The organism is Rhodobacter sp. P1_C2 (assembly GCF_056406375.1).
The window spans coordinates 56,365-81,051 of the sequence record NZ_JBFUAG010000009.1; the positions used below are offsets into that span (position 1 = coordinate 56,365).

Genomic DNA, 24,687 nt, shown 5'->3' on the forward strand with positions numbered 1-24,687 from the left:
GCACCGCCCCCCTACATAGGACCAAAGCCAGATGAGGTTCGCATGTTCACCAAATTCCGCCCGCTTCTCGATGCCAATGCCTCGCCCGCCGCAGGCGACCTTGGCCCGCTCCCCGACTGGGACCTGACCGACCTTTACCCCAGCCCCGACAGCGCCGAATTTGCCCGCGACATGTCCTGGCTGAAGCAAAGCTGCGCCGGTTTCGCCGAAACCTACCAGGGCAAGCTTGCCACCCTTTCCGCCGAAGGCCTGCTCGACTGCGTCCAGACCTATGAGCGGATCGAAACCACCGGCGGCCGGGTCATGTCCTATGCGGGCCTGCGCTATTACCAGAACACGCTCGATTCCGACCGCGCCAAGTTCATGGCCGATGCCGAGGGCGAGATCACCGATTTCACCGCCTCGCTCGTCTTCTTCAGCCTCGAATTCAACCGGCTGGAGGATGACCATCTGGCCAAGCTCCTCGCCGAAAGCCCGGCACTGGCCCGCTACAAACCCGTCTTCGACCGGATGCGCGCGATGCGCCCGCACCAGCTGTCGGACGAGCTGGAGCAGTTCCTGCATGACACCTCCGTCGTCGGCGCCTCGGCCTGGAACAAGCTTTTCGACGAGACGATGGCCGGCCTGATGTTCTCGGTCAAAGGCGAGCCGGAGGAGATGTCGCTGGAAGCGACCCTGAACTTGCTCACCGACACATCGCGCCCCAAGCGCGAGGCTGCCGCCCATGCTTTGGCCGAAGTCTTTGAAAAGAATGTAAAACTCTTCGCCCGCATCCACAACACCCTGGCCAAGGAAAAGGAAATCCACGACCGCTGGCGCAAGATGCCCAGCCCGCAGTTCGGCCGCCACCTTTCCAACCACGTCGAACCCGAGGTGGTGGAGGCGCTCCGCAACGCCGTCGTGGCCGCCTATCCCAAGCTTTCGCACCGCTATTACAAGCTGAAGGCGAAATGGCTGGGGCTTGACCGCTTGCAGGTCTGGGACCGCAACGCCCCCCTGGCCGAGGAATCCCCCCGGCTTGTCGGCTGGGACGAGGCGGTGGACACCGTCCGCTCGGCCTATGCCGCCTTCGACCCGCGGATGGCCGCCATCGCCGAGCCCTTCTTCAGCAAGGGCTGGATCGATGCTGGCGTCAAACCCGGCAAGGCCCCGGGCGCCTTCGCCCACCCGACCGTGACCAGCGTGCATCCTTACATCATGCTCAACTACCTCGGCAAACCGCGCGACGTGATGACCCTGGCGCATGAGCTTGGCCACGGCGTCCATCAGGTGCTGGCGGCCGGGCAAGGCGAGCTTCTCTCCTCCACCCCGCTGACGCTGGCCGAAACCGCGAGCGTTTTTGGTGAGATGCTGACCTTCCGCAAGCTGCTCGACCAGGCCAAGACCAAGGCCGAGAAGAAGACCCTCCTCGCCGGCAAGGTCGAGGACATGATCAACACGGTGGTCCGCCAGATCGCCTTCTACGATTTCGAATGCAAACTCCACGCCGCCCGCGCCGAGGGCGAGCTGACGCCCGACGACATCAACGCCCTGTGGATGTCGGTGCAGGCGCAAAGCCTCGGCCCGGTCTTCGACTTCATGGACGGCTACGAGACCTTCTGGTCCTATATCCCCCACTTCATCCACTCGCCCTTCTACGTCTATGCCTATGCCTTCGGCGACGGCCTGGTGAACGCGCTTTACGCCACCTATGCCGAGGGTCTGCCGGGCTTCGAGGACAAGTATTTCGAGATGCTGAAGGCGGGTGGAAGCAAGCACCACAAGGAGCTTCTCGCCCCCTTTGGCCTCGACGCCAGCGACCCCAAATTCTGGGACCGCGGCCTTTCGATGATCGCCGGCTTCATCGACGAGCTTGAGGCGATGGAAAGCTGATCCATCGCCTCAAGATCTTCTCTCAAGCCTCTGACACTTCGGTGAAATGTGCGGCCAGTTCATGTGCGGGGATCTTGAACAGATCCTTGTGCAGTTCTGCCGCGACATGAGGCTGCAGGCTCTTGGGCAGGGCGCTGCGTAGCTCGCCCAGCATCTTCGGGCCGGCGGCGATCACGATCTGGTCGTAGCTGCCCCGGGCCCATTCGGCCTCCAGCGCGGCGATGACCTTGTGGCAGAAGTGGTGACGCTCCTCCGCGACCCGCGTGGCGGAGCCGCCGCCCTCCAGCCCCGGGGCGGCGGCCTCGGGCGCCTTCAGCGCGATCTCTGCCAGATCCGGCTCATGGGTGTGCAAGAGACGAAAGCCGTCATCGGCGGCGATCAGGTACAGGCGGCGCAGTTTCTTCATGGCATTCTCCCGTTTTGGTTGCGGCCAGCCTGACAGACCTGCCGGGCGCCCGCCTTGATCTGGCGCATGGTCCGGCCCCTTGCGCCGCGCCCGTCGGAAAATACTTAAAACCCAAGTCACCCCGCCCCGCTTTACCAGCGCGAAAGCAAGTTCCTTTAGGCAGAAGCTTTCAACCGCGCAGACGGGCGCGCAAACGGGGGGACCCATGTGCCAGAATGACGAAAGCTGCCAGCATCACGCGAGGCTCGGGCGGCGCCATTTCATGAGACTGATGTCCCTGGGCGCGGGGATGAGCCTTGTCTCCATCGCCGCACCGCTGCGCGCCAGCGGCAAGGCCCAGGCGATCATGCTGTCCTGCATGGATTTCCGCCTGGTCGACGATCTGGTCTCCTATATGGACGGCCATGCCCTGCATGACGAATATGACCATGTCGTGCTCGCCGGGGCCTCGCTGGGGGCGATGCACGAGAAGTTCGCCGCCTGGCATCAGGTCTTCTGGGACCATGTCGGGCTGGCGGTCAAACTGCATCATGTCGAAGAGATCATGGTGATCGACCATCGCGACTGCGGCGCCTACAAGCTTGCATATGGCGAGGAGGCGGTGGCCACGCCCGAACTGGAAACCGCCACCCATACCCGCGTGCTGGCCGCCTTCAAGGAGGAAGCGGGCAAGCGCTTCCCCGAACTTCGGGTGCGCGGCTTCCTGATGGCGCTGGATGGCACGGTGGAGGATATCATCCCGACCGCCTGACGCGACCCCGGCGGGCGGCGGCAACCGCCCGCTTGGCGTTCGGCGTCAGAGGGTGACCGCGCTTTCCATCTGGAAGACGCGGTCGATCATCGCCTGGGTGCCGCGGACAAACTCCAGCGGGCAAGGATAGGGCACACCCTCGCGGACCGAGCGGCTGAACGCCTCGACCTGCAGCTTGTACTGGTTCACGCCGGGGAAGCGTTCGATCGTGACCTTGCCGCCGGGCTGGTGCAGCTCGACCTGGGCCTGATCGTGGACGGCGGCATTGAAGGGCGCATTGGCCACCCGGATCATGCCCTTGTCGCCCTGGAAGACCACTTCCTGCCGGTTGAAAAGCCGCATCGAGGTCATGGCGGAATAGGTGAAGCGCCCCTGCGGCCCGCCCATCACGCTGAAGACCTGGGCCCAGACATCGACACCATTCTCGCGCCGGACCTTGCTTTGCAGCTCGGCCGGTTCGGCCCCGGTCACATAGCGCACCGAGCCATAGGTATAGACGCCGATATCGCGGATGCCCCCGCCGCCCGCATCGGCGCGGTTGCGGATATTGGTCATGTCCGAGCGGTTGTCATAGGAAAAAGCCGCGTCGACATGGGTGATCTTGCCGATGGCGCCTTCCTCGACCAGCTGCTTGGCGCGCTGCCATTGCGGGTGGAAGACGATCATATAGGCCTCGGCGGCGAGCTTTTTCGCGGCATCGCGGGCATGGATGATCTGGTCGATCTCGCGCGCATGCATCGCGATCGGCTTTTCGGTCAGCACATTCTTGCCCGCGGCCAGGGCCTTCAGCGTCCAGATCACATGGAGGTGGTTGGGCAAGGGGATATAGACAGCCTCGACCGCCGGATCGGCGAGCAGCGCGTCATAGGAATCGTGGATCTTGATGCCGGGGCAGAACTCGATGAATGGGGCTGCCTTTTCGGTGGAATGGGTCGCCAGGGCGTAAAGCTCGGCACCCTTGGCGGCATGGATCGCCGGCGCCATATGTTCCCGTGCAAACTTTGCGGCGCCAAGGACGCCCCATTTCACCGCAGCCATTGTTCACTCCTCCGAAGGGTTGCGGAAGGCTAGAAAAATCCGCGCGAGCCAGCAAGCGGCAAGTCGCTAAAGACCGCGCAAACCCTTGCGGTTCTTGCGGAATAGCCACAGTGACTTGATCACGATGGCGACATAGCCCAGTTCGATCACCACCATCGTCTCCCAGGGGAAGGTCAGAAGCGCAGCGACCAGCGCCACAAAACCGACGATGACGAAGCGGACATTCTCGGCATAGACCGTGACCGACTTGAACGAGGGCGTCGGGATCCGGCTGATCATCAGCCCGCCGACCAGCACCATCCAGACGGCAAGCAAGGGCGCGGCCAAGGGCGCCGAGGCGGGCATCATGAAGGCAAAGCACAGGGGCAGCAGCGCCAGCATGGCACCTGCGGGCGAGGGCACGCCGGTGAAATTGCCCGAGGGTTTCTCGCCCGGGTTTTCCGCCGCGCGTTCGATCTGCAGCCGGTTGCCGATGTTGAAGCGCGCCAGCCGCAACAGGCAGCAGGTCGCATAGATCAGCGTCGCGATCCAGCCGCCGCTTTGCAGGCCATGCAGGCCCCAGAGGTAGATCACCAGCCCCGGCGCCACGCCGAAATTGACGAAATCGACGAGGCTGTCGAGCTCGGCCCCGATCTCGCTTTCGCTGCGGAGCAGCCGTGCCACCCGGCCATCCAGCCCGTCCAGAACCGCGGCCACCAGGATCATGCCCACGGCGGCCTTGAAATCCCCGGTCACCGCGAAACGGATGCCGGTCAGGCCGGAACACATGGCCGAAATCGTCATCAGATTGGGCAGCAACTGCACCAGGTTCAGTTCAGATCCGCTGCGGGGGGCCTCGCTCATCTCATTCCCTCCGCGCCAGACGGGCCGGGGATTGCGCCGACAGATCGGCGATGATGCTTTCGCCCGCGATCATCGTCTGACCCAGCGCCACCAGCGGCGCCACGCCCGGCGGCAGGTAGACGTCAAGGCGCGAGCCGAAGCGGATCAGCCCGAACCGGTCCCCCGCGCGCAAGCTCTGCCCGGTCTTGGCAAAGCACAGGATGCGCCGCGCCACGAGGCCCGCGATCTGCACGACGGCGACCCTGGTGCCATCCTCCATCGAGATCAGCAAAGCATTGCGCTCATTGTCTTCCGAGGCCTTGTCGAGCGAGGCATTGACGAAAGTGCCGGGGCGATAGGCGATCGCCTCGATCTTGCCGCCGACCGGCATCCGGTTCACATGGCAGTTGAAGACCGACATGAAGACCGAAACCCGGGTCAGCGCCTGCGGCCCCATGCCGAGTTCGACCGGCGGCACGGCAGGCTCGATCAGCGAGATCACCCCGTCGGCCGGCGACAGGATCAGCGTATCGGACAGCGGCACCGAGCGTTTGGGGTCGCGGAAGAAGTAATAGCACCAGACGGTCAGGCCGACGCCCAGCCAGCCCAGGGGCTCCCAGATCAGGAACAGCACAAGCGTGATGACCGCAAAGATGCTGACGAAACGCCAGCCCTCGCGGTGCATCGGTTTGATGAAGGTTTCCAACATGGTCATGGGCTTCTCCTGGCTGTTGAGGCGGTGATACGCGGGGGCGCGCAGTCGTGCAACCGCGCAGCGCCAGACGCCGGGTGCCGGGGGCTAAAAAGTGCGGGCGCGGACGGATTTCCGCCAAAGCCGGGGCAAGGGCAAAGAAAAGACCCCCGGCGCCAGCGCAGGGGGTCCTGGGATCATAACACCGGGCCAGGGTCAGGCCGGAACGACCATGCCCTTGCCGCGGGCGAGATCGCGCATCCGTTCCTGCAGCTTTTCAAAGGCGCGGACCTCGATCTGGCGGATGCGTTCGCGGCTGACGCCGTAGGCTTCCGAAAGTTCCTCCAGCGTCACCGGGGTTTCGGCCAGGCGGCGCTTGGTCAGCACGTCCTTCTCACGCTCGTTCAGGGCCGACATGGCTTGCGTCAGCAGGGCATAGCGGGTGTCGAACTCGTTCCTTTCGGCATAATCGCCGGCCTGATCGCTGTCTTCGTCTTCCAGCCAATCCTGCCACTGGCTGCCGCCCTCTTCACTGCCCACGGTGGCATTGAGCGAGGCATCGCCGCCCGACAGGCGCCGGTTCATCGAGATGACCTCTTCCTCGCTGACCGACAGGTCCTTGGCGATCTGCGCCAGGTTTTCGGGGCGAAGATCGCCCTCTTCCAGCGCGCCGACCTTAGCCTTGGCCTTGCGCAGGTTGAAGAACAGCTTCTTCTGCGCCGAGGTGGTGCCGAGCTTCACCAGGCTCCACGACCGCAGGATATATTCCTGGATCGAGGCGCGGATCCACCACATGGCATAGGTGGCAAGACGGAAACCCTTTTCAGGATCAAAGCGTTTGACAGCCTGCATCAGGCCGACGTTCGCCTCGGAAATCACTTCGGCCTGCGGCAGACCATAGCCGCGGTAACCCATGGCGATCTTGGCGGCCAGACGCAGGTGCGAGGTGACCATCTTGTGTGCGGCCTGGGTGTCCTGATGATCGACCCACCGTTTGGCCAGCATGTATTCTTCCTCAGGTTCCAGCAGCGGGAACTTGCGGATTTCCTGCATATACCGGTTGAGACCCTGTTCCGGGCTTGGTGCCGGCAGATTTGCATAGGTGCTCATATTCGACGCCCCCTGTAACCCCGGTGCGATCACGCCCCCGGGAAGTGAGTTGATCAGGTATGAACCACTGACCCATGGTTCAAGACCCTTGCCCCAAGATGCCTCTGTTCCTCCTTGGACGGAACGGTATGCATGTATGAGTTGACAAAGTGTGAACGTCTTGTCAGCAAAACACCAGCGCACAATATGCGCAGGCGGGCACGGGATCGGTGCGAAAATGCCGAGGTCTGCTCAGACCGTGGCGCGCAAGGCCTCCAGCAAGCCGGTGAAATCGGCGGGAAGCGGCGAGGCGAAGTCGAGCCTTTCGCCGGTCACCGGGTGATCGAAGCCAAGGGTCGCGGCATGAAGCGCCTGCCGCGGGAAGCTCGCCGCGGCTTCGGCGGCCGCGCCAAAGGTCTTGGGCGCAAGCTTGCGCGTGCCGCCATAGGTCGGATCGCCGATCAGCCCATGGCCGGCATAGGCCATATGGACGCGGATCTGGTGGGTGCGCCCGGTTTCCAACCAGCATTCGACCAACGAGGCCGCATTGTGAAAGCTTTCCATCACGCGGGTCCGGGTGACGGCATGGCGGCCCACGCCATCCCAGACCACCGCCTGCTTCTGCCGGTCGGTCTTGTGGCGGGCAAGCTCGGTGGCGATGCGGATGATGCCCCCCGCCTCGACCGTGATGCCGCGCAGGCCCCTCAGGCGGGGGTCGCCGGCCTCGGGCTTGCCATGGACGAGGGCGAGGTAGCGGCGGGCGACGGAATGTTCCTCGAACTGCTTGGCCAGGCCATGATGGGCGCGGTCGGACTTGGCCACGACCAGAAGGCCGGTGGTGTCCTTGTCGATCCGGTGGACGATGCCGGGACGCCGCTCGCCGCCGATGCCCGACAGCGTATCGCCGCAATGGAAGAGCAGCGCGTTGACCAGGGTGCCATGCGGCGTGCCGGGCGCGGGATGGACCACCATGCCGGCGGGCTTGTCGATCACGATCAGATCGCCATCCTCCCAGATCACCGACAGGGGGATATCCTCGGGCAAGGTCTCCACCGCCACGGCGGGATCAAGCTGGATGCGGTAGGTCTCGCCCTCGGCCACCTTGGCCTTGCCATCGGTCACCGGCGCGCCCTCGCGGGTCACCGCCCCTTCGGCGATCATCCGGGCGAGGCGCGAGCGCGACAGCGCCGCCTCCTCTGGCACAAAGAGCGCCAGCGCCTTATCAAGGCGGGCGGGCGCGTCTTCGGGGATGGTGATGTAGAGTGCATCTTCCTCGGGCAGGTCGTCATTTGCGAAAGAGGGGACCATGGCCGAAACTCCTGAAGATACCGAGGTGAGGCTTCCGCCCGCGCTGCGCTGGCTGCAGGCGCTGGTGATTGCCCTGACGCTCAGCCTGATCGGCGGTGTCATAACGGTGGTTTGGCTGCTTGTCACGCGACTGCCGGTGCCCGGAACTTTCGGGGGCGCACATCCCGCCCTGCCCCCCGCGCTGGAGATGCCGGCGGGCGCCACGGCGGCGGCGGTGACGATGGGTTCGGGCTGGGTCGCGGTGGTGACGACCGACAACCGCATCCTGATCTTCGGCGCCGATGGGAAATTCTGGCAGGAGGTGGCGGTCAAGCCCCCCGCACCCTGAAACCGCCCTCCTGATCGGAGAAGCCGATCTGTCAGAGGCTTGCCTTGCACCAGCCAAGCGGCCAAGCTGCCCGCGACCGGGGACCGAATGCGACATTTCTGGGCGCAAGCGGGGCGGACTCTGCGCGGTTCCGCCCCCACGATCCCCCCAAAGCGCGCCTGACCTTTGGGCCTGTGCGCGGCATGACAGCGAAGGGGACTTCTCATGATCGACTTTCTGGCACAGGACGCCACGGCGCTGGCAGGCATGGTGGCCGCGCGGGAGGTGACGCCGACCGAGCTTCTGGATGCCGCCCTCGCCAAGGTCGCAGCCGTCAATCCCGCGCTCAACGCCGTGGTTCTGGTGCAGGAAGAGGCCGCCCGCCGCGCCATAGCCTCGGGCCTGCCGCAGGGGCCGTTCCGCGGTCTGCCCTTCCTTCTGAAGGATCTCGGCTGCGAGGCGGTGGATTTCCCCTCGCACAACGGCTCCCGCCTCTTTGCCAACACCGTCTATTCCGGCGATTCGGCGATTTTCGAGCGGATTCGTGATACCGGCGTCGTCACCTTCGGCCGCACCACCAGCCCGGAGGGTGGCATTGGTGCCGCCACCGAAAGCGCGGTCTATGGCGGACCGACGCGCAACCCGTGGAACCTCGACCGGACCTCGGGCGGGTCTTCGGGCGGCGCAGGGGCTGCGGTGGCGGCGGGGATCGTGCCCTTTGCCCATGGCTCGGATGGCGGCGGTTCGGTGCGGATACCTGCCGCCTCCTGCGGGCTTTTCGGTTTCAAACCCACCCGCGCCCGTCTGCCCGACGGGCCCTATTCCGGCGAGGGCTGGGCGGGCATGTCGATCGACGGTTTCCTGACCCGCTCGGTCAGGGATACCGCGCGGATGCTGGATGCCTGCTCCGGCCCCGACCTTGGCGCGCCTTATGTCGCGCCGCCCTTGCAGAAAAGCCATGCCGATGCGATCAGCCGCCCGCCGCGCCGGCTTCGGGTGATGCTCTGCGACACCACCTTCACCGGCGAGACGATCCACCCCGAAGTGGCCGAAGCCGTCCGCGCCACCGGGCGCCTGCTGGAAAGCCTTGGCCATACCGTCACCCCCGGCCTGCCGAAAGCCGATGTGGCGATGATGATGCGGGCCTGGACCGATATCGTGGCGGTCGGCACCGCCTTGTCGGTGCGCGGCGGCCTGCACGGTCGGCCCCTGACCGATGACCTCGTCGAGGGTGTCGGGCGCGGCGCGGTGGCCCATGCCGAAAGCCTGTCCCCCCTGCGCTATCTGGAGGCGGTGGGCGAGATCCACGCCTTTGGTCGCCAGATGGCCCATGCCTTCGACAACTGCGACGTGATCCTGTCGGCCACCTTGGCCGAACCTGCGGCCAAGGTCGGTCGCTTTTCTCATGCCACGACCGATTACCTCAACTACCGCATTGGGCCGCAAGGGATTTTCGCCTATTCGCCCTTCTGCGCCATCTTCAACGCCTCCGGCCAGCCTGCCGCCTCGCTGCCCCTTGCCATGTCCAGCGACGGGCTGCCGATCGGCATCCACCTCGCCACGCCCTATGGCGCGGACGAGGAATTGATCGCGCTTTGTGCAGAACTGGAGCTGGCACAACCCTGGGCGGCGCTCAGGCCCAAACTTGTTGCCTGACAGGAAAGAATCATTTGCAACTGGCAAAAACCGCCGCCCAATATGATCAAAATAGCAGGGAGCCGCCGGTGACAGATATACTTGCTGTCGAAGCCAAGAACATCGTCAAGGCCTTTGGCCAGGGCGACCATTCCGTCAGGGCGCTGGATGACGTCTCGGTGCAGATCCGCAAGGGCGAGTTCTTCACGCTGCTCGGGCCTTCGGGCTGCGGCAAGACCACGCTGCTGCGGCTGATCGCCGGGTTCGAGATGCCCTCGGGCGGCACGATCCTGCTGGAGGGCGCCGATATCACCACCCTGCCGCCCAACAAGCGGCCGGTGAACACGGTGTTTCAAAGCTACGCGCTCTTCCCGCATCTGACCGTGGCGCAGAACATCGCCTTCGGCCTGCAGATGCTGGGCCGTCCTGCGACCGAGGTCACCGCCACCGTCGCCCGGATGCTGGCGCTGGTGAAGCTGGAGCCGATGGCCGACCGCAAGACCAGCCAGTTGTCGGGCGGCCAGCAACAGCGCGTGGCCCTGGCCCGGGCGCTGGCGCCTTCGCCCAAGGTGCTGCTGCTGGACGAGCCGCTTTCGGCGCTGGACCTGAAACTGCGCAAGGAAATGCAGATCGAGCTGAAGCGCCTGCAGCTGGAAACCGGGATCACCTTCATCTTCGTCACCCACGACCAGGAAGAAGCCCTGACGATGAGCGACCGGATCGGCGTCATGTCGGCGGGCAAGCTGCAGCAGGTGGGCAGCCCGAAGGAGATCTATACCAAGCCGGTCAACCGCTTTGTCGCCAGCTTCATCGGCGAGACGAACTTCCTGCCCGCCACCCGGGAAGGTGCGATGTACCGGCTCGATTGCGGCATCCTGATCGCGGCGCCGCCCTGCACGGCCTCCCGCGTCACCCTGACGGTGCGCCCCGAACAGGTCCGCATCTGCGACGAGACCGAACCGGACGCCCTGCCCGCCAAGATCACCAACCTGGTCTATTTCGGCACCGACACCCATTGCCACCTCTCGCTCCCCGATGGGACCGAGGTGGTGGCCCGGCTGCAAAGCCCGGCCAATGGCGAGGCTGATCTGACGCTCGGCCAGGCGGTAGGCCTGCGCTTCGTGCCGGACGCGATCCAAGTGCTGGAGGATTGAATGAGCCCCGCTGAACAGGCCAAGGAAAGCCAGTCCACCCGCAACGGCTGGCTTCTGTCGGCCCCGGCGCTGGTGCTTCTGACCTTCGCGGCGGTCGGGCCGCTGCTGATCGTGGTGGTCTATTCCTTTCTGCTGCCGGGCAAATACGGCAATGTGCAATGGGGCTTCTCGCTGGATGCCTGGCAGGGCATCCTCTTCACCCGCGACATCTTCGACAATTCGCTGGCCTGGGCCGATGCCAACCTGACGATCTTCTGGCGTTCGGTGAAGCTGTCGATCCTGACCACGGTCTTCACCTTTCTGGTGGGCTTTCCCACCGCCTGGTTCATCGCGACACGGCCGCAAAGATCGCGGGCCATGTGGTTGTTCCTGATCACGATTCCCTTCTGGACCAACCTCTTGATCCGCACCTTTGCGATCAACGAGATCATCCGCAAGGAGGGGCTCTTCAACACGGTCCTGATGCATCTGGGGGTGATCAGCCAGCCGCTGGACATGATCTATACCGACACCGCGGTCTTCGTCGGCATGACTTACGTCTACCTGCCCTTGATGGTGCTGCCGCTTTTTGCCGCCCTCGACCGTTTCGACATGCGGCTTCTGGAGGCGGCCTATGACCTTTACGCCGGCCCCTTCCAGGTGCTGCGCCGGGTGATCATGCCGATCGTGAAGCCGGGGATCATCGCCGGGTCGATCCTGGTCTTCGTGCCCTCGCTGGGGGCTTACGTGACGCCGCGCCTGCTGGGCGGGGGCAAGAACATGATGATCGGCAATTATATCGAGCTGCAGTTCGGTCAGGGCCGCAACTGGCCGCTGGGTGCCGCCCTGTCGGTGACGCTGCTGGTGATCGTGACTGCGGCCCTGCTGGTCTATGTCCGCTATGCCAACCGGGAGGTCAAAAATGGCCAGTAACGTGATGGCGAAAAAGGGCTTTGTCCTCTCGCGCCTGCCCGGCTTCAACACGGTGGCGGTGCTGGTCTTCGTGGCCTTGTACCTGCCGATCCTGATGCTGGTGATCTATTCCTTCAACGCCGGCCGGTCGGTGTCGCAATGGGAGGGCTTCTCGTTGCAATGGTATTCTGTCGCCTGGGCCAATGCCGAGGTGAAGGATGCCACGATCCGCTCGCTCTACCTCGCCCTGTCGGCGGCGGTGATCTCGACCTTTGTCGCCACATTGGCGGCTTTGGGCACGACGCGGCGCAAGGCCTTCAAGGGCCAGACCTTCATCTATGTGATGATCAACCAGCCCCTGATGGTGCCGGAGATCGTCTCGGCCGTGGCGCTTCTGATCTTCTTTGCGATGATCAAGCAGGTGACGGATTACCAGGGCATGGGGTATCTGATCGCCGCCCATGCCGCCTTCTGCATCCCCTTTGCCTATCTTCCGATCCGCGCCCGGCTGGAGGGCATGGACACCACGCTGGAAACCGCGGCCTCGGACCTTTACGCCAGTTCCTGGCAGACCTTTCGCTACGTCACCCTGCCCCTCCTCTTGCCGGGGATCTTTGCCGGGATGATGCTGGCCTTCGTGACCTCGCTCGATGACGTGGTCATCACGGTCTTTGTCAAATCCGCCGGGCAGGATACCTTGCCGACCTATATGCTGGCCCAGATCCGCCGCCAGGTCACCGCCGAGATCAACGCGATCTCGACCGTGCTTCTGGCGCTGACCGTCTTGCTGCTGACCCTGTTTTTCCTGATGACGCGCAAGAAAGACTGATCCGACGACGCCGAAGACGACCAACCGATAAAAAACTCAGGGAGACTGACATGAAGAAACTACTCTCGACCGTGGCCCTGCTTCTGGCCACCGCGGGCCTCGCCCATGCCGAGGGCGAGCTGCAGCTGTACAACTGGGGCGATTACACCAACCCCGAACTGCTGAAGAAATTCGAAGCCGAAACCGGCATCAAGGTCACCGTCACCGATTATGACAGCAACGACACGGCCCTCGCCAAGGTCGAGGCCGGCGGCTCGGGCTTCGATCTGGTGGTGCCCTCGGCCAACTTCGTGAAGATCTATGTCGAGAAGGGCCTGATCCAGCCGCTCGACCTGTCGAAGATCCCGAACCACAAGAACATCGCGCCCGAGTGGATGAATGTCGAATACGACCCGGGCCGCCAGTACACGATTCCGTGGCAATGGGGCACCACCGGCATGGCGGTGAACCAGAAGGCCTATTCGGGCGACATCAACACCTCGGCCATCTTCCTTGACCCGCCGCCGGAACTGGTGGGCAAGGTCAACGTGACGCCGGAAATGAACGACGTGCTGTCGATGGCGACGATGTACATGGGTGGCCAGCCCTGTTCGGAAGACCCGGTCCTGATGAAGAAGGTCCGCGACAAGCTGCTGGAGGCCAAGCCGAAATGGGTCTCGATGGATTATGGCATGACCGAGAAGATGTCGAACAACGACGTCGTGGCCTCGCTCTACTGGAACGGCGCGATCTTCCGCGCGCGTCTGGCCAATCCGGATGTGAAATACGGCTATCCGAAGGAAGGCTTCCCCTTGTGGATGGACCAGGTTGCCCTGCTGAAGGACGCCAAGCACGTCGATGAGGCCTACAAGTTCCTGAACTTCATCGCCGAGCCCGAGAATGCCGCCCTGATCTCGGCCTTCGCGCGCTATGCCAACGGGATTTCCGGGTCGGAGGCCTTCATGCCCGCCGACATGAAGGACGCGCCGGAGATCGTCATTCCGGCCGAGTTCAAGGACAAGGGCCATTTCCTGCTCGGCTGCACCGGCAAGGCGCAGGATTACATCACCGCGATCTGGACCGAGCTGAACAAGTAATCCTGCAAGGGGGGGATGCTCCCCCGCAGGCAGCCGGGGAGGGTCTTGCCCCTCCCCGGACCCCTCACGCGTGGGGAGGGCTGTCTGCCCTCCCCACACCCTTCCCGAGAGTATTTGGACAAAGAGCAAATGGCGTTGTGGCAGCTTTCGGCTTCGGACTTGGCGCGATTGATTGCGGCACGCAAGATTGCGCCGTCGGAGGTGATGGCAGCGTTTCTGGCGCGGATTGCCGCGGTCAATCCCGGGGTGAATGCGCTGGTGTCTCTGCGCGATCCCGACGATCTGATGGCCGAGGCGCGGGCGGCGGATGATGCGGCGCCCGGCGGCTGGCTGCATGGGCTGCCTTTGGCGGTGAAGGATCTTTGCGCAACGAAGGGGATTAGGACGACCTGGGGCTCGCCCCTTTTCAAGGATTTCATCCCCGGCAAGGACGATCTTCTGGCGGCGCGGATGCGCGGGGCCGGGGCGATCTTCATCGGCAAGACCAATACGCCCGAATGGGGTCATGGCAGCCATACGTTCAACACGGTTTTTGGCGCCACGCGCAACCCTTACGATCTGTCCCGGACGCCGGGCGGATCTTCGGGCGGGGCGGCGGCAGCGCTGGCGGCGCGGCTGGTGCCGGTGGCGGATGGCTCGGACATGATGGGCTCGCTGCGCAACCCGGCGGCTTTTTGCAACGTCTACGGTTTTCGCCCCTCCTGGGGGCTGGTGCCTGCGGATGCCGAGGGTGACACCTATCTTGCGACCCTGGCCACCGAGGGCCCGATGGGCCGGACCATCGAGGATATCGCCCGCCTGTTGCAGGTGCAGGCCGGGCCCAACCCGGAGGTGCCCTTTGACCGGGCCGCCGGCGATTATGTCGGTGCCTTGCAGGGCGCCAGCCTGAAGGGCAAGCGGATCGCCTTTGCCGGCGACTGGGGCGGCGCCTATGCGATGGAGCCGGGGATCCTCGACCTTTGCCGCGCGGCCCTGCGCCAGATGGAGGCGATGGGGGCCGTCGTCGAAGAGATCGCCCCGCCCTTTCCAGCCGAAAAGCTCTGGCAGTCCTGGGTGACGCTGCGCGCCATGCTCAATGCCAACGGCTTTCGCGCGCTCTACAACGATCCGGCCAAGCGCGCGCTTCTGAAGCCCGAGACGCTGTGGGAGATCGAGCAGGGCCTGACCCTGTCGGCGCAGGCGGTCTACGAGGCCAGCGTGATCCGGTCACGCTATTATGCCCATATAGCGCGGCTGTTTGACCGCTTTGACGCGCTGGCCCTGCCCACGGCGCAGGTCTGGCCCTTTGCCGTCGAGATGCGCTGGCCGCAAGAGATCGCCGGGCGCCGGATGGACACCTATCACCGCTGGATGGAGGTGGTGATCCCGGCCAGCCTGATCGGGCTGCCGACGCTGTCGGTGCCGGTCGGCTTCGGGGCGCAGGGCCTGCCGATGGGGATGCAGCTGGCGGGGCCGGTGGGTTCGGATGCGGCGGTGCTGGCCTTGGGCCAGGCCTGGCAAGAGGCGACCGATTGGCCGGGCCAGCGCCCGCCAGCGCTCTAGCCGCGCTTGCCCCCGTCGCTGCGCCGCCCTAAGGATCGCGCGAAAGAGAGGTTTCATGCGCCACCTGTCCCGGCTTCTGCTGCCCCTGGTGCCCCTGGTCATGCTGGCCATCGCGGTCTGGCGCCGGATCAGCGGGCGCGAGCCTGCCGAGGCGCTGGCCGAGCGGCTGGGCCACGGCACGGCGCCCGGTGGCAGCGGACCAGAGGGCAAGACGCTCTGGCTGCATGGCGCCTCGAATGGCGAGCTCGCCTCGGCCCGCTGGGTGATCGAGGCGCTGCTGGCGGCACGGCCCGGAATGGCGATCCTGGTGACCTGCAACACGACCACCGCCCGCGCCATGGTGCAGGGCTGGGCCTTGCCCGGCGTCACCGCAGCCTTCGCGCCGCTGGACCTTGGCCGGCCCTTGCGGCGGCTTCTGGCCCGCTGGCATCCCGAGGCGCTGATCACCGTGGAAGGCGAGATCTACCCGCGCCGCTTTGCCGCCTGTGCCGCGGCGGGGGTGCCGCTGGTTCTGATCGGCGCGCGGATGTCGGAACGCAGCTTTCGCGGCTGGAAAGAGCTGCAGCCGGTCATGGAGCGGGCGCTTGGCGCGGTCAGCCTCGCCTCGGCGCAGGATGAAGCCTCGGCCCGCCGGTTGCAGGCTCTGGGGCTGAGGGCCGGGGTGATGACCGCGCTTTGCGATCTGAAGGCCGTCGCGATCGGCACCCTGCCCGCGCCCGACCTGCCGCCGCGCGCGGCGCGGGCGCGGCGGCTTCTGGCGGCCTCGACCCATGAGGGCGAGGAGGAGATCGTGCTGGAAGCTTTCCTTTCGGCGCGGGCGCAGTTCGATCAGCTGATCCTCGCCCTGCGCCACCCGCGCCGCGGCGTCGAGGTGGCGGCGCTGGTGCAGGCGCGCGGGCTGAGCCTCGCCCGACGCTCGGCCGGGGCGGAGCTTGGTGCGGCAGAGGTCCTCCTCGCCGATACGATGGGCGAGATGGACCTCTGGTACGCGGCCTCGGGCGCCTGCTTTGTCGGCGGCAGCTTTGCCCGGCGCGGCGGCCATACCCCCTGGGAGCCGGCGCGCTTTGGCGCGGCGATCCTGCACGGCACCTCGGTCGAGAATTTTGCCGCCCCCTATGCCGCGCTGGATGCGGCGGGCGGGGCGCTGACCCTGGCCGATCCGGGCGATCTTGGCCCGGCCCTGCAAGGCCTCGATGCCCCGGCGCAGGAGGCGATGGCGGCGCGTGCTGCCCAAAGCCTGCGCAGCACGGGCAGCGGTCAGGACCTTATTCACGATATTCTCACGATAAAACCGCTATAGTCCCGCGATTGCCGCTTGCCTTGTGGTGCCGTTGTGGCAGGCTGATTCCAGCAGCGCCCCCGGCATTGGTGTGCAACACCAGGCAAGGACGGGCAATTTTGAAGTCGCAGGCGGACATGACCTATTCGGACCCGGCCCCTCTGGACGAGGGGACTTCAACGTCACCCGCGCCAGCCGCCTTTGCGGCGGGTCAGGTTGCGGCCCTGTGCTGGCGTCTGCGCAAGGGCCGGGCGCAGGTGCTTCTGGTCACCTCGCGCGAGACCGGGCGCTGGGTCCTGCCCAAGGGCTGGCCGATCCTCGGCCATGCGCCCGAGGTCGCCGCTCAGCGCGAGGCCTGGGAAGAGGCCGGGGTCGAAGGCAAGGTCAGCCCCCAGTCGATCGGCTGCTATGGCTATCAGAAGATCCTGCGCAACCGGAACCCGATGCCCTGCTCGGTCCAGGTCTTTCCACTGCGCGTCCAGACGCTGAAGGGCAGCTTTCCCGAACGCAAGGAACGCCGCCGCAAATGGTTCAAGGCCGAGGAGGCCACCCATCTCGTGGCCGAACCCGAACTGGCCGACCTGCTGCAACGCCTGTCCGAAGCGCCCGAGCTTCTGGCGCCGGGCACAAAAAGGGCCAAGGCGGCGACTTGACTTCCGGCGTAAACCCGCCAGTTAAGAGTCTGTGCCACAATGATGGCAGATAGACCCGGCCACAGCGCGTGGCGTGAACCCCGACAGTCCAGAAGATGATCCGCTACACCCTCAAATGCGCGTCCGACCACGGTTTCGACAGCTGGTTCCAGTCTGCCGAAGCCTATGACAGCCTTGCCGCCTCTGGCCGCATCGCCTGCCCGGTCTGCGGTGTCACCCAGGTGGAAAAGGCGCTGATGGCGCCGCGGGTCTCGCATGGCGAGGCCGCAGCCCCCGATGCGCCGCGGGGAGAGTTGAGCCAGCCCCTGTCGGAGATGGAACAGGCGATGGCCGAACTGCGCCGCCGGGTCGAGGAAAACTCGGATTACGTCGGCGCCCGCTTCGTCACCGAAGCCCGCAGCATGCACGAAGGCACCACGCCCGAGCGCGCCATCTATGGCGAGGCGCGGCCCGACGAGGTGATCAAGCTGCTGGAGGATGGCGTGCCGGTGGCCCCCCTGCCCTTCATGCCCTCGCGCAAGACGAACTGAGGCGCAAGGCAAGCGCGCGCCCGGGGCCAGGCGCGCATTGGCCATTCACGTCCGAAGGAAAGGTCAGATCTGCTTTTGCGGCATCTGGACGCGCAACCCGTCGAGCGCGGCCGAGACCTTGAGCTGGCAGGTCAGGCGCGAGCGGACCGGATCGGGCTGCCAGGCGAAGTCGAGCATGTCGGCCTCCATCGCGTCCTTCTTGGGCAGCTTGTCGACCCAGGCCGGATCGACATAGACATGGCAGGTCGAACAGGCGCAGGCGCCACCGCAATCGGCTTCGATGCCGGGAATGCCGTTGTCGCGGGCGCCCTCCATCACGGTCAGGCCATTGGCCACTTCGATCGTGTGTTCCTTGCCGCCGAATTCGACATAAGTGATCTTCGCCATCTTGCCCTCATCTGCCGTGTTGCCTCTTCCTAACGCAGCTTGGCCTGGGGTTCCACCCCTTCCGCACCGGGCTTTGACCGGGCTTTGAGGCTTGCCCGGGGCGCGGGAATGTTCTATCTTCGTTCTCATGTCGGACTGGTTGACCCCCACCCCCCTGCCCAACACCTGGCCGCGCCCGCCGGCGGCCTTGCAGGCCGCGCGGCTGAACGAGCCGTCGCAGGGCGCGCGGGTCTGCGTGGCGGGGCTCGTGCTGGTGCGCCAGCGGCCCGGCACCGCCAAGGGGGTGATTTTCCTGACGCTGGAGGATGAGACCGGGGTCGCCAATGTCGTGGTCTGGGCCAAGGTCTACGAACGCTTCCGCCGCGCGGTGATTGCCGGGCGGCTCTTGCGGGTCACCGGGCGGCTGCAGCGCGACTGCGACGTGGTCCATGTCGTGGCCGAACTGATCGAGGACATGTCGCCGCTGCTTGACGAACTCCTGGCGCCCGATTTCCGCCCCGACCCGGCGCGGGCCGGCGACCAGCCCTGACCGCCCTTTTCCGCTGGCATCATTGCCCCTATGCTGGCGCCAACAAACGTGAGGCGGGGCAGGATGAGACGTGAGAGATGGGCGGCCCTGGCGCCCAAACTGCTTCCGGCGCTGGCCGCGAGCCTGTGGCTGGGCGGCTGCGCGCCGCAGATCGCGGTGCCGGCGCCCGTCACCGAAGACCTCAGCCGCGAGGGGTTGCCCTATGGCAAGGGCGGCACGCCACCCGCCCAGCCCGAAGGCGCCTGCTGGGACCATGACACGATCCCCGCCGTGATCGAGACGGTGACCCAGACCGTCCTCGCCCAGGCCGAGGAGCGTGATGCGACGGGCAGGATCACCCGGCCCGCAAGCTATGACAGCATCGCCCACCAGCGCATGGTCCACGAGCGCGAGACGCTCTGGCTGCGCACCCCCTGCCCCGGCGATCTGACCCCCGACACCATCGCCACCCTGCAAAGGGCGCTGAAGGCGCGCGGCTATTTCACAGCACCCCTCACCGGGGTGATGGATGCGCCGACCCGGGTGGCGGTGCGGCGCTATCAGGCCGACCACGGGCTGGACACGCCCATCCTGACCCTGACGGCGGCGCGGGCGCTGGGGCTGGTGCCGGTCGACCGCAGCACGCTGCAATGAAAAAGCGGCGGGTGTGACCCCGCCGCCTGTCTTGTCCTGAGGGGTCGCCCTTATTCCAGCGACAGCGCCACGAAGCGCGGGTCGCCCTGGGTGCGGACCAGAAGCAGGAGCGACTTGCGCCCGGCATCCTTGGCCTCGGTCACCTGCGCCTTCAGGTCCTTGATCGTCGCCACCTTCTGCTGACCGGCTTCGGTGATCACATCGCCTTCGCGCAGCCCCTTGGTATAGGCCTCCGAGGCGACATCGACCTTCATCACGACCAGGCCCTTGTCGCCCTCTTTCATGCCCAGATCGCTGGCCATGTCATCGGTGAAGGGCTGCAGGGTCAGGCCCAGCACGATGCCCGTGGCGGGCTTTTCGGGCGTGGTCGACTTCTGCGCGGCGGGTTCGGACTGGGCCTCGGCATCCTCGCGGCGGCCGAGCTTGACGCTCAGATCCTGCGACTTGCCATCACGCAGCACGACGACCGGGACGGTCTCGCCAATCGGGGAATCGGCCACGACGCGGACCAGTTCCTTGGAATCCTTGACCTCTTTGCCGTTGAAGCTGACGATCACGTCACCCGACAGGATGCCCGCATCCTTGCCCGGACCTTCCGGCACATCGGTAACCAGGGCGCCCTTGGCCGCCGGCAGACCCATCGCATCGGCGACATCCTGGCTCACGTCCTGGATGCGCACGCCCAGCCAGCCACGGCGGGTTTCGCCATATTGCTTCAGCTGGTCGACAACCTTCGACACCACGTTCGAGGCCATCGAGAAGCCGATCCCGATTGACCCGCCAGAGGGCGACAGGATCGCGGTGTTCATCCCGATCACTTCGCCGTTCACGTTGAACAGCGGGCCACCCGAGTTGCCCTTGTTGATCGCGGCATCGGTCTGGAAGAAGTTGTCATAGGTGCCGTTGAGCTCGCGTCCCAGCGCCGAGACGATCCCGGCCGAAACCGAGAAGCCCTGGCCGAGCGGGTTGCCCATGGCGACCACCCAGTCGCCGACGCGCATCTTGTCGCTGTCCCCGAAAGAGACGAAGGGCAGCGGGTCCTTGCTGTCCACCTTCAAGAGTGCCACGTCGGTCTTGAGGTCACGCCCGACCAGCTTGGCCTTGAAGGTCTTGTGGCCGAAGGTCTCGACCTCGATGTCATCGGCACCGTCGATGACATGGTTGTTGGTGACGATATAGCCATCCGCCGAGATGATGTAGCCCGAGCCCAGGGCCTCGGAGCGTTGCATCTGCTGGTCGGGGGCCTGGTCGCCGCCGCCGCCGTTCTGGTCATTGAAGTCCTTGAAGAACTTCTCGAAGGGCGAGCCGGGCGGCACCTGCATCTGACCGTCGCCCTTGGCGGCAACGATCGAGGAGGTGGTGATATCGACCACGGCAGGGGAGAATTTCTGCACCAGATCAGCAAAGCTGGCGGGTGCGGTCTGGGCCATGCTGGCCCCGGCCATCGGGCTGACAGTCAGGGCAAGGCCCATGCCCAGAGCCATCAGCACACGCTTGGGCCCGGCAGAGCGTGCCGGAGCAGGTCTGATCATCTTGTCGGTCGCTAACACGTTCGAACTCCTCTCGATGTCCCGGCCGCCGCCGTGCGGGGCCGGGAGTGATATGGACACCATCAAACGCCGCAACAGGTTTTTTGCAATGCAATCCCGCTCGCAATGCGTCAAAGCCGCGTGAGACCGCCGTGCGCTGTTTTCCGCCGTGACCTTACGGCAGTTTCGGCGCACTGCCGCCGGCCACGGTGCTGCCGGTTCCGGTCGCCCCGGTGTCGGGCAAGGACCCCGACAGGGAGGGCGCCGGAGCGGGTGCGGCCGTCGCAGACGACTCGGCCCCGAGGTAGCGGAAGAACTCGCCCTGCGGCGCCAGCACAAAGGCCGTGTTGCCCGGCCGCAAGGCCGTCGCATAGGCCGTGAGCGAGCGGGTGAAGGCGTAGAATTCCGGGTCCTTTCCATAGGCTTCGGCATAGATCGCCGTGCGTTTGGCATCGGCCTGGCCGCGGATGATCTCGGCCTGCTTGCTGGCCTCGGAGGTGATCTCCACCGCCTGACGATCGGCCTCGGCGCGGATGGTCTGGGCCGCCTCGTTGCCGCGGGCGATCTCGTCGGTCGCATCACGCTGGCGTTCGGCCTGCATCCGCGAATAGGTCGCCTCGAGGTTCTGTTTGGGAAGATCGGTGCTGGTCAGCCGCACGTCGATCACGTCGATCCCCAGAGTAGCGGCCTTCACCTTGGAGTTGTCGCGAATTTTGTTCATCAGGCCGACCCGGTCATCCGACAGGACCGATTGCAGCTGCACCTTGCCCAGCACATCCTTGACTTCGGGGCTGACGATCTTCGACAGGTTGTCGCGCGCCGCCTCGATCCCGCCCAGACCCACGGCCCGGCGGAACTTTTGCAGATCGACGATCCGCCAACGGGCGAAGGCATCGACCGACAGGCGCCGGTTGTCGGCAAAGGTGATTTCCTGCGAACCGGTAACCAGACCCAGGATGCGGTCGTCATAGCGGAAGACCTCCTGGATGAAGGGGACCTTGAAATAGAGGCCCGGCTCGTCGACCACCTGCTTGACCTCGCCGAACTGGACGACCAGCACCTTTTCGCGCACATCCACGATGAAGACCGAGGACAGCGCCGCAGCGCCCACCAGGGCCAGGACCGGCAGCGTATAAACCATCTTCATCAGTTGCTTCCTCCGGTCGCGGCGGGCTTGGTCGGGAGCAGGCTGTTCAACGGCAGATAGGGCACGGCGCCCTGGCCATTGGCATTGTCCATGATCACCTTGTTGCTGTCGCCCAGCACCTGCTCCATCGTTTCCAGATATAGCCGCTTGCGAGTGACTTCGGGGGCCTTGGCATATTCGGCATAGACCGAGTCAAAGCGGCTGGCATCACCCTCGGCTTGGTTGACGGCCTGGGCGGCATAGGCCTGCGCCTCCTGCCCGGTCTGCGAGGCCTGACCGCGCGCCTGCGCCGTCACCTTGTTGGCATAGCCATTGGCCTCCTTCTGCAGGCGGTCACGTTCCTGCTGGGCGGCCTGGACCGCGCGGAAACTGTCGGCCACCTCGGCCGGCACGTCGGATTTCAACAGGTTGACCCGCACCACCGAAATCCCGCTGTCATAGGTGTCGAGCGTCGCCTGCACCTCGCGTTCGAGGTCGTCTTTGACCTCGCCCCGGTCCTTGTTCAGGATCGGCGCCAGCTGGCTGCGCGCCACGATGTCACGCGCCGCCGATTCCGCCACGGCGCGGATCGTGTCCTCGGGGTCTTTCAGGTTGAACAGGAACTTGGCCGGATCGTTGATGTTCCAGACCACCTGAAACTCCAGATCGACGATGTTCTGGTCGCCGGTCAGCATCAGCCCATTGTCCAGATCGCCACCGGTGCCGATGTCGGTGGTGCGCTGCTGGGAGGTGTTGACGATCTCTGCCGTGACCACCGGCCAGGGGGCCACATGCAGGCCCTGGCCCTTCTGCTGCGAATATTTGCCAAGGAAAAGCTCGACCGAGGTTTCGTTGGACTGCACCGTGTAGAAGGACATGTAGGACCAGATCAGCCCCAGCCCGATCACCGAGGCGAGAAGCCCCTGCCGGGTCAGAAGCCAGTTGCCATCGCCTCCCGGCCCGCCATTCCCGGTGCCACGGTGGCCATTGCCGCCGCCGCCCATGATCACGCGCAGACGTTCCTGGCCTTTGCGCAGAACCTCGTCCAGTTCGGGAATCTGGGGGCCTTGCCCACGCCGCTCTTCCTCTTTGCGCCGCTCGCCACGCCCTTTTTCGTCCTCGGGGCCGTTTCCGCCGCCCCAGGGGCCATTCCCACCTGCCATCGGTCATCCTCTCTGATGTTCATGGGTAAACTGGGCATTGCCCATCGAAAATCAAGACATCCCGGCCGAATGAGCCGCCCTAAAGCGCCGGATGATGCCGTGCCGGTTTGCGCATCGTCACCAGTTCCTCCGCGATCGTCGGATGGACGGCCACGGTGCGGTCGAAATCTTCCTTGGTGGCGCCCATCTTCACCGCGATCGCCGCGATCTGGATCATCTCGCCGGCATCCGGCCCGACGATATGGCAACCCAGCACCTGCCGGGTCGCGGAATCGACGATGAGTTTCATCAGGACCCGGTCCTGCCTTCCGGCAAACAGCGTCTTCATCGGGCGGAAGCTCGCGGCATAGACATCGACCCCGCCGCGCGCCTTGCCCTGTTCCTCGGTCATGCCCACGGCGCCCAGTTCGGGCTGGGTGAATACGGCCGAAGCCACCAGCGCGTGATCGGCCTTGGCCGGCACGCCACGGAACACCGTATCGGCAAAGGCATGACCCTCGCGGATCGCGACCGGCGTCAGGTTGACCCGGTTGGTCACATCGCCCACCGCATAGATCGAGGGGACGGAGGTCTGGCTCCATTCATCCACGATGATCTCGCCCAGGGGGCCCAACTGCACGCCCAGCGCCTCGAGCCCCAGGCCCCGCGCATTGGGCCTGCGCCCGGTGGCGTAAAGCACCAGGTCGAACTCGGCACTCGTGCCATCGGTCAGGCTGGCACGGATCGCCCCGGTTGTGCGCTCCAGTTTCGTGACGTCACAGCTGGTGTGCAGGGTGATGCCATTGGCCATCATCGCGGCGGCGACATGGACGCGCGCCTCGTCGTCAAAGCCGCGCAGGATCTGCGCGCCGCGGTAGACCTGGGTCACCGAAACGCCCAGACCGTTGAGAATGCAGGCAAATTCGCTGGCGATATAGCCGCCGCCCACGACCAGCGCCCGCTTGGGCAGCGCCGGAAGATGGAACATCTCGTTCGAGGTCACGGCCAGGTCGGCGCCGGGAATATCGGGCTTGAAGGGCCAGCCGCCGGTCGCGATCAGGATATGCTTGGCCGTCACCGACTCGCCGCTGTCCAACCGCACCGTATGGGCATCCTGCACCACGGCGCGGGTGTCATGCACGATGACGCCGGCGGTCTTGAGCGTGTTGCGATAGGCGCCCTCCAGCCGGTCCAGCTCGGATTCCAGCGTGGCGCGGAATTTCGGCCAGTCGAAGGGCCCCGGCGTGACCTGCCAGCCATAGGCGGCGGCATCCTCCATCGCCTTGGGAAAGGCCGAGGCATTGACCATCAGCTTTTTCGGCACGCAGCCCCGGATGACGCAGGTGCCGCCCATCCGGCTTTCCTCGGCCAGACCGACCCGCGCCCCGCCCTCTGCCGCGGCGATCCGCGCCGCCCGCACGCCACCCGAGCCTCCGCCGATCACGAACAGGTCGTAGTCAAAAGCCAC

25 protein-coding genes are annotated in these 24,687 nt (G+C 65.5%); 14 read left to right on the forward strand and 11 right to left on the reverse strand.

Annotated elements, in window-relative coordinates:
- Nucleotides 1-42 precede the first annotated feature (42 nt).
- Complete coding sequence (locus AC1DZT_RS16140; protein ID WP_478007666.1) at nucleotides 43-1,872, forward strand: M3 family oligoendopeptidase; 1,830 nt, start codon at nucleotides 43-45, stop codon at nucleotides 1,870-1,872.
- A gap of 22 nt (nucleotides 1,873-1,894) precedes the next feature.
- Here the strand turns inward: AC1DZT_RS16140 and AC1DZT_RS16145 are convergent, their stop codons facing one another.
- Complete coding sequence (locus AC1DZT_RS16145) at nucleotides 1,895-2,278, reverse strand: host attachment protein (RefSeq protein ID WP_478007667.1); 384 nt, start codon at nucleotides 2,276-2,278, stop codon at nucleotides 1,895-1,897.
- 262 nt (nucleotides 2,279-2,540) lie between these two features.
- Here AC1DZT_RS16145 and AC1DZT_RS16150 point away from each other — a divergent pair, with 262 nt between their 5' ends.
- A complete protein-coding gene (locus AC1DZT_RS16150; RefSeq protein ID WP_478007668.1) occupies nucleotides 2,541-3,029 on the forward strand; it encodes a carbonic anhydrase in 489 nt (162 codons plus the stop codon).
- 45 nt (nucleotides 3,030-3,074) lie between these two features.
- Here the strand turns inward: AC1DZT_RS16150 and AC1DZT_RS16155 are convergent, their stop codons facing one another.
- The 5 genes from AC1DZT_RS16155 to AC1DZT_RS16175 all read right to left on the reverse strand — a co-directional run bounded on the left by AC1DZT_RS16155 (nucleotide 3,075) and on the right by AC1DZT_RS16175 (nucleotide 7,977).
- Nucleotides 3,075-4,067, reverse strand: coding sequence for a Gfo/Idh/MocA family protein (locus AC1DZT_RS16155; RefSeq protein WP_478007669.1), 993 nt, complete (start codon nucleotides 4,065-4,067; stop codon nucleotides 3,075-3,077).
- A 66-nt stretch (nucleotides 4,068-4,133) separates the two neighbouring features.
- Nucleotides 4,134-4,910 (reverse strand): CDP-diacylglycerol--serine O-phosphatidyltransferase, encoded by a 777-nt coding sequence (gene pssA / locus AC1DZT_RS16160; protein ID WP_478007670.1) that lies wholly within the window; start codon nucleotides 4,908-4,910, stop codon nucleotides 4,134-4,136.
- Between the two features lies 1 nt (nucleotide 4,911).
- Nucleotides 4,912-5,649 carry a phosphatidylserine decarboxylase gene (locus AC1DZT_RS16165; protein ID WP_478007856.1) on the reverse strand — a complete coding sequence of 246 codons (738 nt, stop codon included), beginning with the start codon at nucleotides 5,647-5,649 and terminating at the stop codon, nucleotides 4,912-4,914.
- Between the two features lie 147 nt (nucleotides 5,650-5,796).
- The gene (gene rpoH, locus AC1DZT_RS16170) at nucleotides 5,797-6,690 is read right to left on the reverse strand and encodes an RNA polymerase sigma factor RpoH (RefSeq protein WP_478007671.1); all 894 of its coding nucleotides are present in this window, start codon (nucleotides 6,688-6,690) and stop codon (nucleotides 5,797-5,799) included.
- 231 nt (nucleotides 6,691-6,921) lie between these two features.
- On the reverse strand, nucleotides 6,922-7,977 hold the full coding sequence (locus tag AC1DZT_RS16175; protein WP_478007672.1) for an RluA family pseudouridine synthase: 1,056 nt from the start codon (nucleotides 7,975-7,977) through the stop codon (nucleotides 6,922-6,924).
- On the opposite strand from AC1DZT_RS16175, the gene AC1DZT_RS16180 reads away from it, so the two are divergent.
- From AC1DZT_RS16180 to AC1DZT_RS16225, 10 genes are all read left to right on the forward strand, one after another.
- Complete coding sequence (locus AC1DZT_RS16180; RefSeq protein ID WP_478007673.1) at nucleotides 7,976-8,305, forward strand: DUF6476 family protein; 330 nt, start codon at nucleotides 7,976-7,978, stop codon at nucleotides 8,303-8,305. The genes AC1DZT_RS16175 and AC1DZT_RS16180 overlap by 2 nt on opposite strands.
- Nucleotides 8,306-8,509: 204 nt before the next feature.
- Nucleotides 8,510-9,940 (forward strand): amidase, encoded by a 1,431-nt coding sequence (locus AC1DZT_RS16185; protein ID WP_478007674.1) that lies wholly within the window; start codon nucleotides 8,510-8,512, stop codon nucleotides 9,938-9,940.
- Between the two features lie 68 nt (nucleotides 9,941-10,008).
- The gene (locus AC1DZT_RS16190) at nucleotides 10,009-11,073 is read left to right on the forward strand and encodes an ABC transporter ATP-binding protein (RefSeq protein ID WP_478007675.1); all 1,065 of its coding nucleotides are present in this window, start codon (nucleotides 10,009-10,011) and stop codon (nucleotides 11,071-11,073) included.
- Nucleotides 11,074-11,985, forward strand: coding sequence for an ABC transporter permease (locus AC1DZT_RS16195; protein ID WP_478007676.1), 912 nt, complete (start codon nucleotides 11,074-11,076; stop codon nucleotides 11,983-11,985).
- Nucleotides 11,975-12,793 (forward strand): ABC transporter permease, encoded by an 819-nt coding sequence (locus tag AC1DZT_RS16200; RefSeq protein WP_478007677.1) that lies wholly within the window; start codon nucleotides 11,975-11,977, stop codon nucleotides 12,791-12,793. The genes AC1DZT_RS16195 and AC1DZT_RS16200 overlap by 11 nt, the downstream gene beginning before the upstream one ends.
- 50 nt (nucleotides 12,794-12,843) lie before the next feature.
- Nucleotides 12,844-13,869, forward strand: a complete 1,026-nt coding sequence (locus AC1DZT_RS16205) for an extracellular solute-binding protein (protein WP_478007678.1) — start codon at nucleotides 12,844-12,846, stop codon at nucleotides 13,867-13,869.
- Nucleotides 13,870-13,998: 129 nt separating this feature from the next.
- Entirely contained in the window at nucleotides 13,999-15,411 is a 1,413-nt protein-coding gene (locus tag AC1DZT_RS16210; protein WP_478007679.1) for an amidase, read from the forward strand.
- A 55-nt stretch (nucleotides 15,412-15,466) separates the two neighbouring features.
- Nucleotides 15,467-16,711: a 3-deoxy-D-manno-octulosonic acid transferase gene (locus AC1DZT_RS16215; RefSeq protein ID WP_478007680.1), complete on the forward strand. Its 1,245-nt coding sequence runs from the start codon at nucleotides 15,467-15,469 to the stop codon at nucleotides 16,709-16,711.
- A 116-nt stretch (nucleotides 16,712-16,827) separates the two neighbouring features.
- Nucleotides 16,828-17,343: an NUDIX hydrolase gene (locus tag AC1DZT_RS16220; protein WP_478007681.1), complete on the forward strand. Its 516-nt coding sequence runs from the start codon at nucleotides 16,828-16,830 to the stop codon at nucleotides 17,341-17,343.
- A gap of 95 nt (nucleotides 17,344-17,438) precedes the next feature.
- On the forward strand, nucleotides 17,439-17,873 hold the full coding sequence (locus AC1DZT_RS16225) for a DUF1178 family protein (protein ID WP_478007682.1): 435 nt from the start codon (nucleotides 17,439-17,441) through the stop codon (nucleotides 17,871-17,873).
- Between the two features lie 63 nt (nucleotides 17,874-17,936).
- On the opposite strand, the gene AC1DZT_RS16230 is transcribed toward AC1DZT_RS16225, so the two are convergent.
- Nucleotides 17,937-18,260: a 2Fe-2S iron-sulfur cluster-binding protein gene (locus AC1DZT_RS16230; protein WP_478007683.1), complete on the reverse strand. Its 324-nt coding sequence runs from the start codon at nucleotides 18,258-18,260 to the stop codon at nucleotides 17,937-17,939.
- Between the two features lie 127 nt (nucleotides 18,261-18,387).
- Between AC1DZT_RS16230 and AC1DZT_RS16235 the strand changes: the two genes are divergently transcribed.
- Nucleotides 18,388-18,789: an OB-fold nucleic acid binding domain-containing protein gene (locus AC1DZT_RS16235; RefSeq protein ID WP_478007684.1), complete on the forward strand. Its 402-nt coding sequence runs from the start codon at nucleotides 18,388-18,390 to the stop codon at nucleotides 18,787-18,789.
- A 63-nt stretch (nucleotides 18,790-18,852) separates the two neighbouring features.
- Nucleotides 18,853-19,422 (forward strand): peptidoglycan-binding domain-containing protein, encoded by a 570-nt coding sequence (locus tag AC1DZT_RS16240; RefSeq protein ID WP_478007685.1) that lies wholly within the window; start codon nucleotides 18,853-18,855, stop codon nucleotides 19,420-19,422.
- Nucleotides 19,423-19,472: 50 nt separating this feature from the next.
- On the opposite strand, the gene AC1DZT_RS16245 is transcribed toward AC1DZT_RS16240, so the two are convergent.
- The 4 genes from AC1DZT_RS16245 to gor all read right to left on the reverse strand — a co-directional run bounded on the left by AC1DZT_RS16245 (nucleotide 19,473) and on the right by gor (nucleotide 24,687).
- A complete protein-coding gene (locus tag AC1DZT_RS16245; protein ID WP_478007857.1) occupies nucleotides 19,473-20,954 on the reverse strand; it encodes a DegQ family serine endoprotease in 1,482 nt (493 codons plus the stop codon).
- A 172-nt stretch (nucleotides 20,955-21,126) separates the two neighbouring features.
- Nucleotides 21,127-22,098, reverse strand: a complete 972-nt coding sequence (gene hflC, locus AC1DZT_RS16250) for a protease modulator HflC (protein ID WP_478007686.1) — start codon at nucleotides 22,096-22,098, stop codon at nucleotides 21,127-21,129.
- A complete protein-coding gene (gene hflK / locus AC1DZT_RS16255; protein ID WP_478007687.1) occupies nucleotides 22,098-23,240 on the reverse strand; it encodes an FtsH protease activity modulator HflK in 1,143 nt (380 codons plus the stop codon). The genes hflC and hflK overlap by 1 nt, the downstream gene beginning before the upstream one ends.
- A gap of 79 nt (nucleotides 23,241-23,319) precedes the next feature.
- A complete protein-coding gene (gene gor, locus AC1DZT_RS16260; protein ID WP_478007688.1) occupies nucleotides 23,320-24,687 on the reverse strand; it encodes a glutathione-disulfide reductase in 1,368 nt (455 codons plus the stop codon).

Excerpts from the sequence above, each read along its gene's own strand:
- AC1DZT_RS16155 (WP_478007669.1), bottom strand. The coding sequence starts at position 4,067 with ATGGCTGCGGTGAAATGGGGCGTCCTTGGCGCCGCAAAGTTTGCACGG.
- AC1DZT_RS16210 (WP_478007679.1), top strand. The coding sequence starts at position 13,999 with ATGGCGTTGTGGCAGCTTTCGGCTTCGGACTTGGCGCGATTGATTGCG.
- rpoH (WP_478007671.1), bottom strand. The coding sequence starts at position 6,690 with ATGAGCACCTATGCAAATCTGCCGGCACCAAGCCCGGAACAGGGTCTC.
- AC1DZT_RS16195 (WP_478007676.1), top strand. The coding sequence starts at position 11,074 with ATGAGCCCCGCTGAACAGGCCAAGGAAAGCCAGTCCACCCGCAACGGC.
- hflK (WP_478007687.1), bottom strand. The coding sequence starts at position 23,240 with ATGGCAGGTGGGAATGGCCCCTGGGGCGGCGGAAACGGCCCCGAGGAC.
- AC1DZT_RS16180 (WP_478007673.1), top strand. The coding sequence starts at position 7,976 with ATGGCCGAAACTCCTGAAGATACCGAGGTGAGGCTTCCGCCCGCGCTG.
- AC1DZT_RS16185 (WP_478007674.1), top strand. The coding sequence starts at position 8,510 with ATGATCGACTTTCTGGCACAGGACGCCACGGCGCTGGCAGGCATGGTG.
- AC1DZT_RS16230 (WP_478007683.1), bottom strand. The coding sequence starts at position 18,260 with ATGGCGAAGATCACTTATGTCGAATTCGGCGGCAAGGAACACACGATC.
- hflC (WP_478007686.1), bottom strand. The coding sequence starts at position 22,098 with ATGAAGATGGTTTATACGCTGCCGGTCCTGGCCCTGGTGGGCGCTGCG.
- AC1DZT_RS16235 (WP_478007684.1), top strand. The coding sequence starts at position 18,388 with ATGTCGGACTGGTTGACCCCCACCCCCCTGCCCAACACCTGGCCGCGC.
- AC1DZT_RS16140 (WP_478007666.1), top strand. The coding sequence starts at position 43 with ATGTTCACCAAATTCCGCCCGCTTCTCGATGCCAATGCCTCGCCCGCC.
- AC1DZT_RS16220 (WP_478007681.1), top strand. The coding sequence starts at position 16,828 with ATGACCTATTCGGACCCGGCCCCTCTGGACGAGGGGACTTCAACGTCA.
- AC1DZT_RS16205 (WP_478007678.1), top strand. The coding sequence starts at position 12,844 with ATGAAGAAACTACTCTCGACCGTGGCCCTGCTTCTGGCCACCGCGGGC.
- AC1DZT_RS16200 (WP_478007677.1), top strand. The coding sequence starts at position 11,975 with ATGGCCAGTAACGTGATGGCGAAAAAGGGCTTTGTCCTCTCGCGCCTG.
- AC1DZT_RS16215 (WP_478007680.1), top strand. The coding sequence starts at position 15,467 with ATGCGCCACCTGTCCCGGCTTCTGCTGCCCCTGGTGCCCCTGGTCATG.
- AC1DZT_RS16175 (WP_478007672.1), bottom strand. The coding sequence starts at position 7,977 with ATGGTCCCCTCTTTCGCAAATGACGACCTGCCCGAGGAAGATGCACTC.
- AC1DZT_RS16150 (WP_478007668.1), top strand. The coding sequence starts at position 2,541 with ATGAGACTGATGTCCCTGGGCGCGGGGATGAGCCTTGTCTCCATCGCC.
- pssA (WP_478007670.1), bottom strand. The coding sequence starts at position 4,910 with ATGAGCGAGGCCCCCCGCAGCGGATCTGAACTGAACCTGGTGCAGTTG.
- AC1DZT_RS16225 (WP_478007682.1), top strand. The coding sequence starts at position 17,439 with ATGATCCGCTACACCCTCAAATGCGCGTCCGACCACGGTTTCGACAGC.
- AC1DZT_RS16145 (WP_478007667.1), bottom strand. The coding sequence starts at position 2,278 with ATGAAGAAACTGCGCCGCCTGTACCTGATCGCCGCCGATGACGGCTTT.
- AC1DZT_RS16240 (WP_478007685.1), top strand. The coding sequence starts at position 18,853 with ATGAGACGTGAGAGATGGGCGGCCCTGGCGCCCAAACTGCTTCCGGCG.
- AC1DZT_RS16245 (WP_478007857.1), bottom strand. The coding sequence starts at position 20,954 with ATGATCAGACCTGCTCCGGCACGCTCTGCCGGGCCCAAGCGTGTGCTG.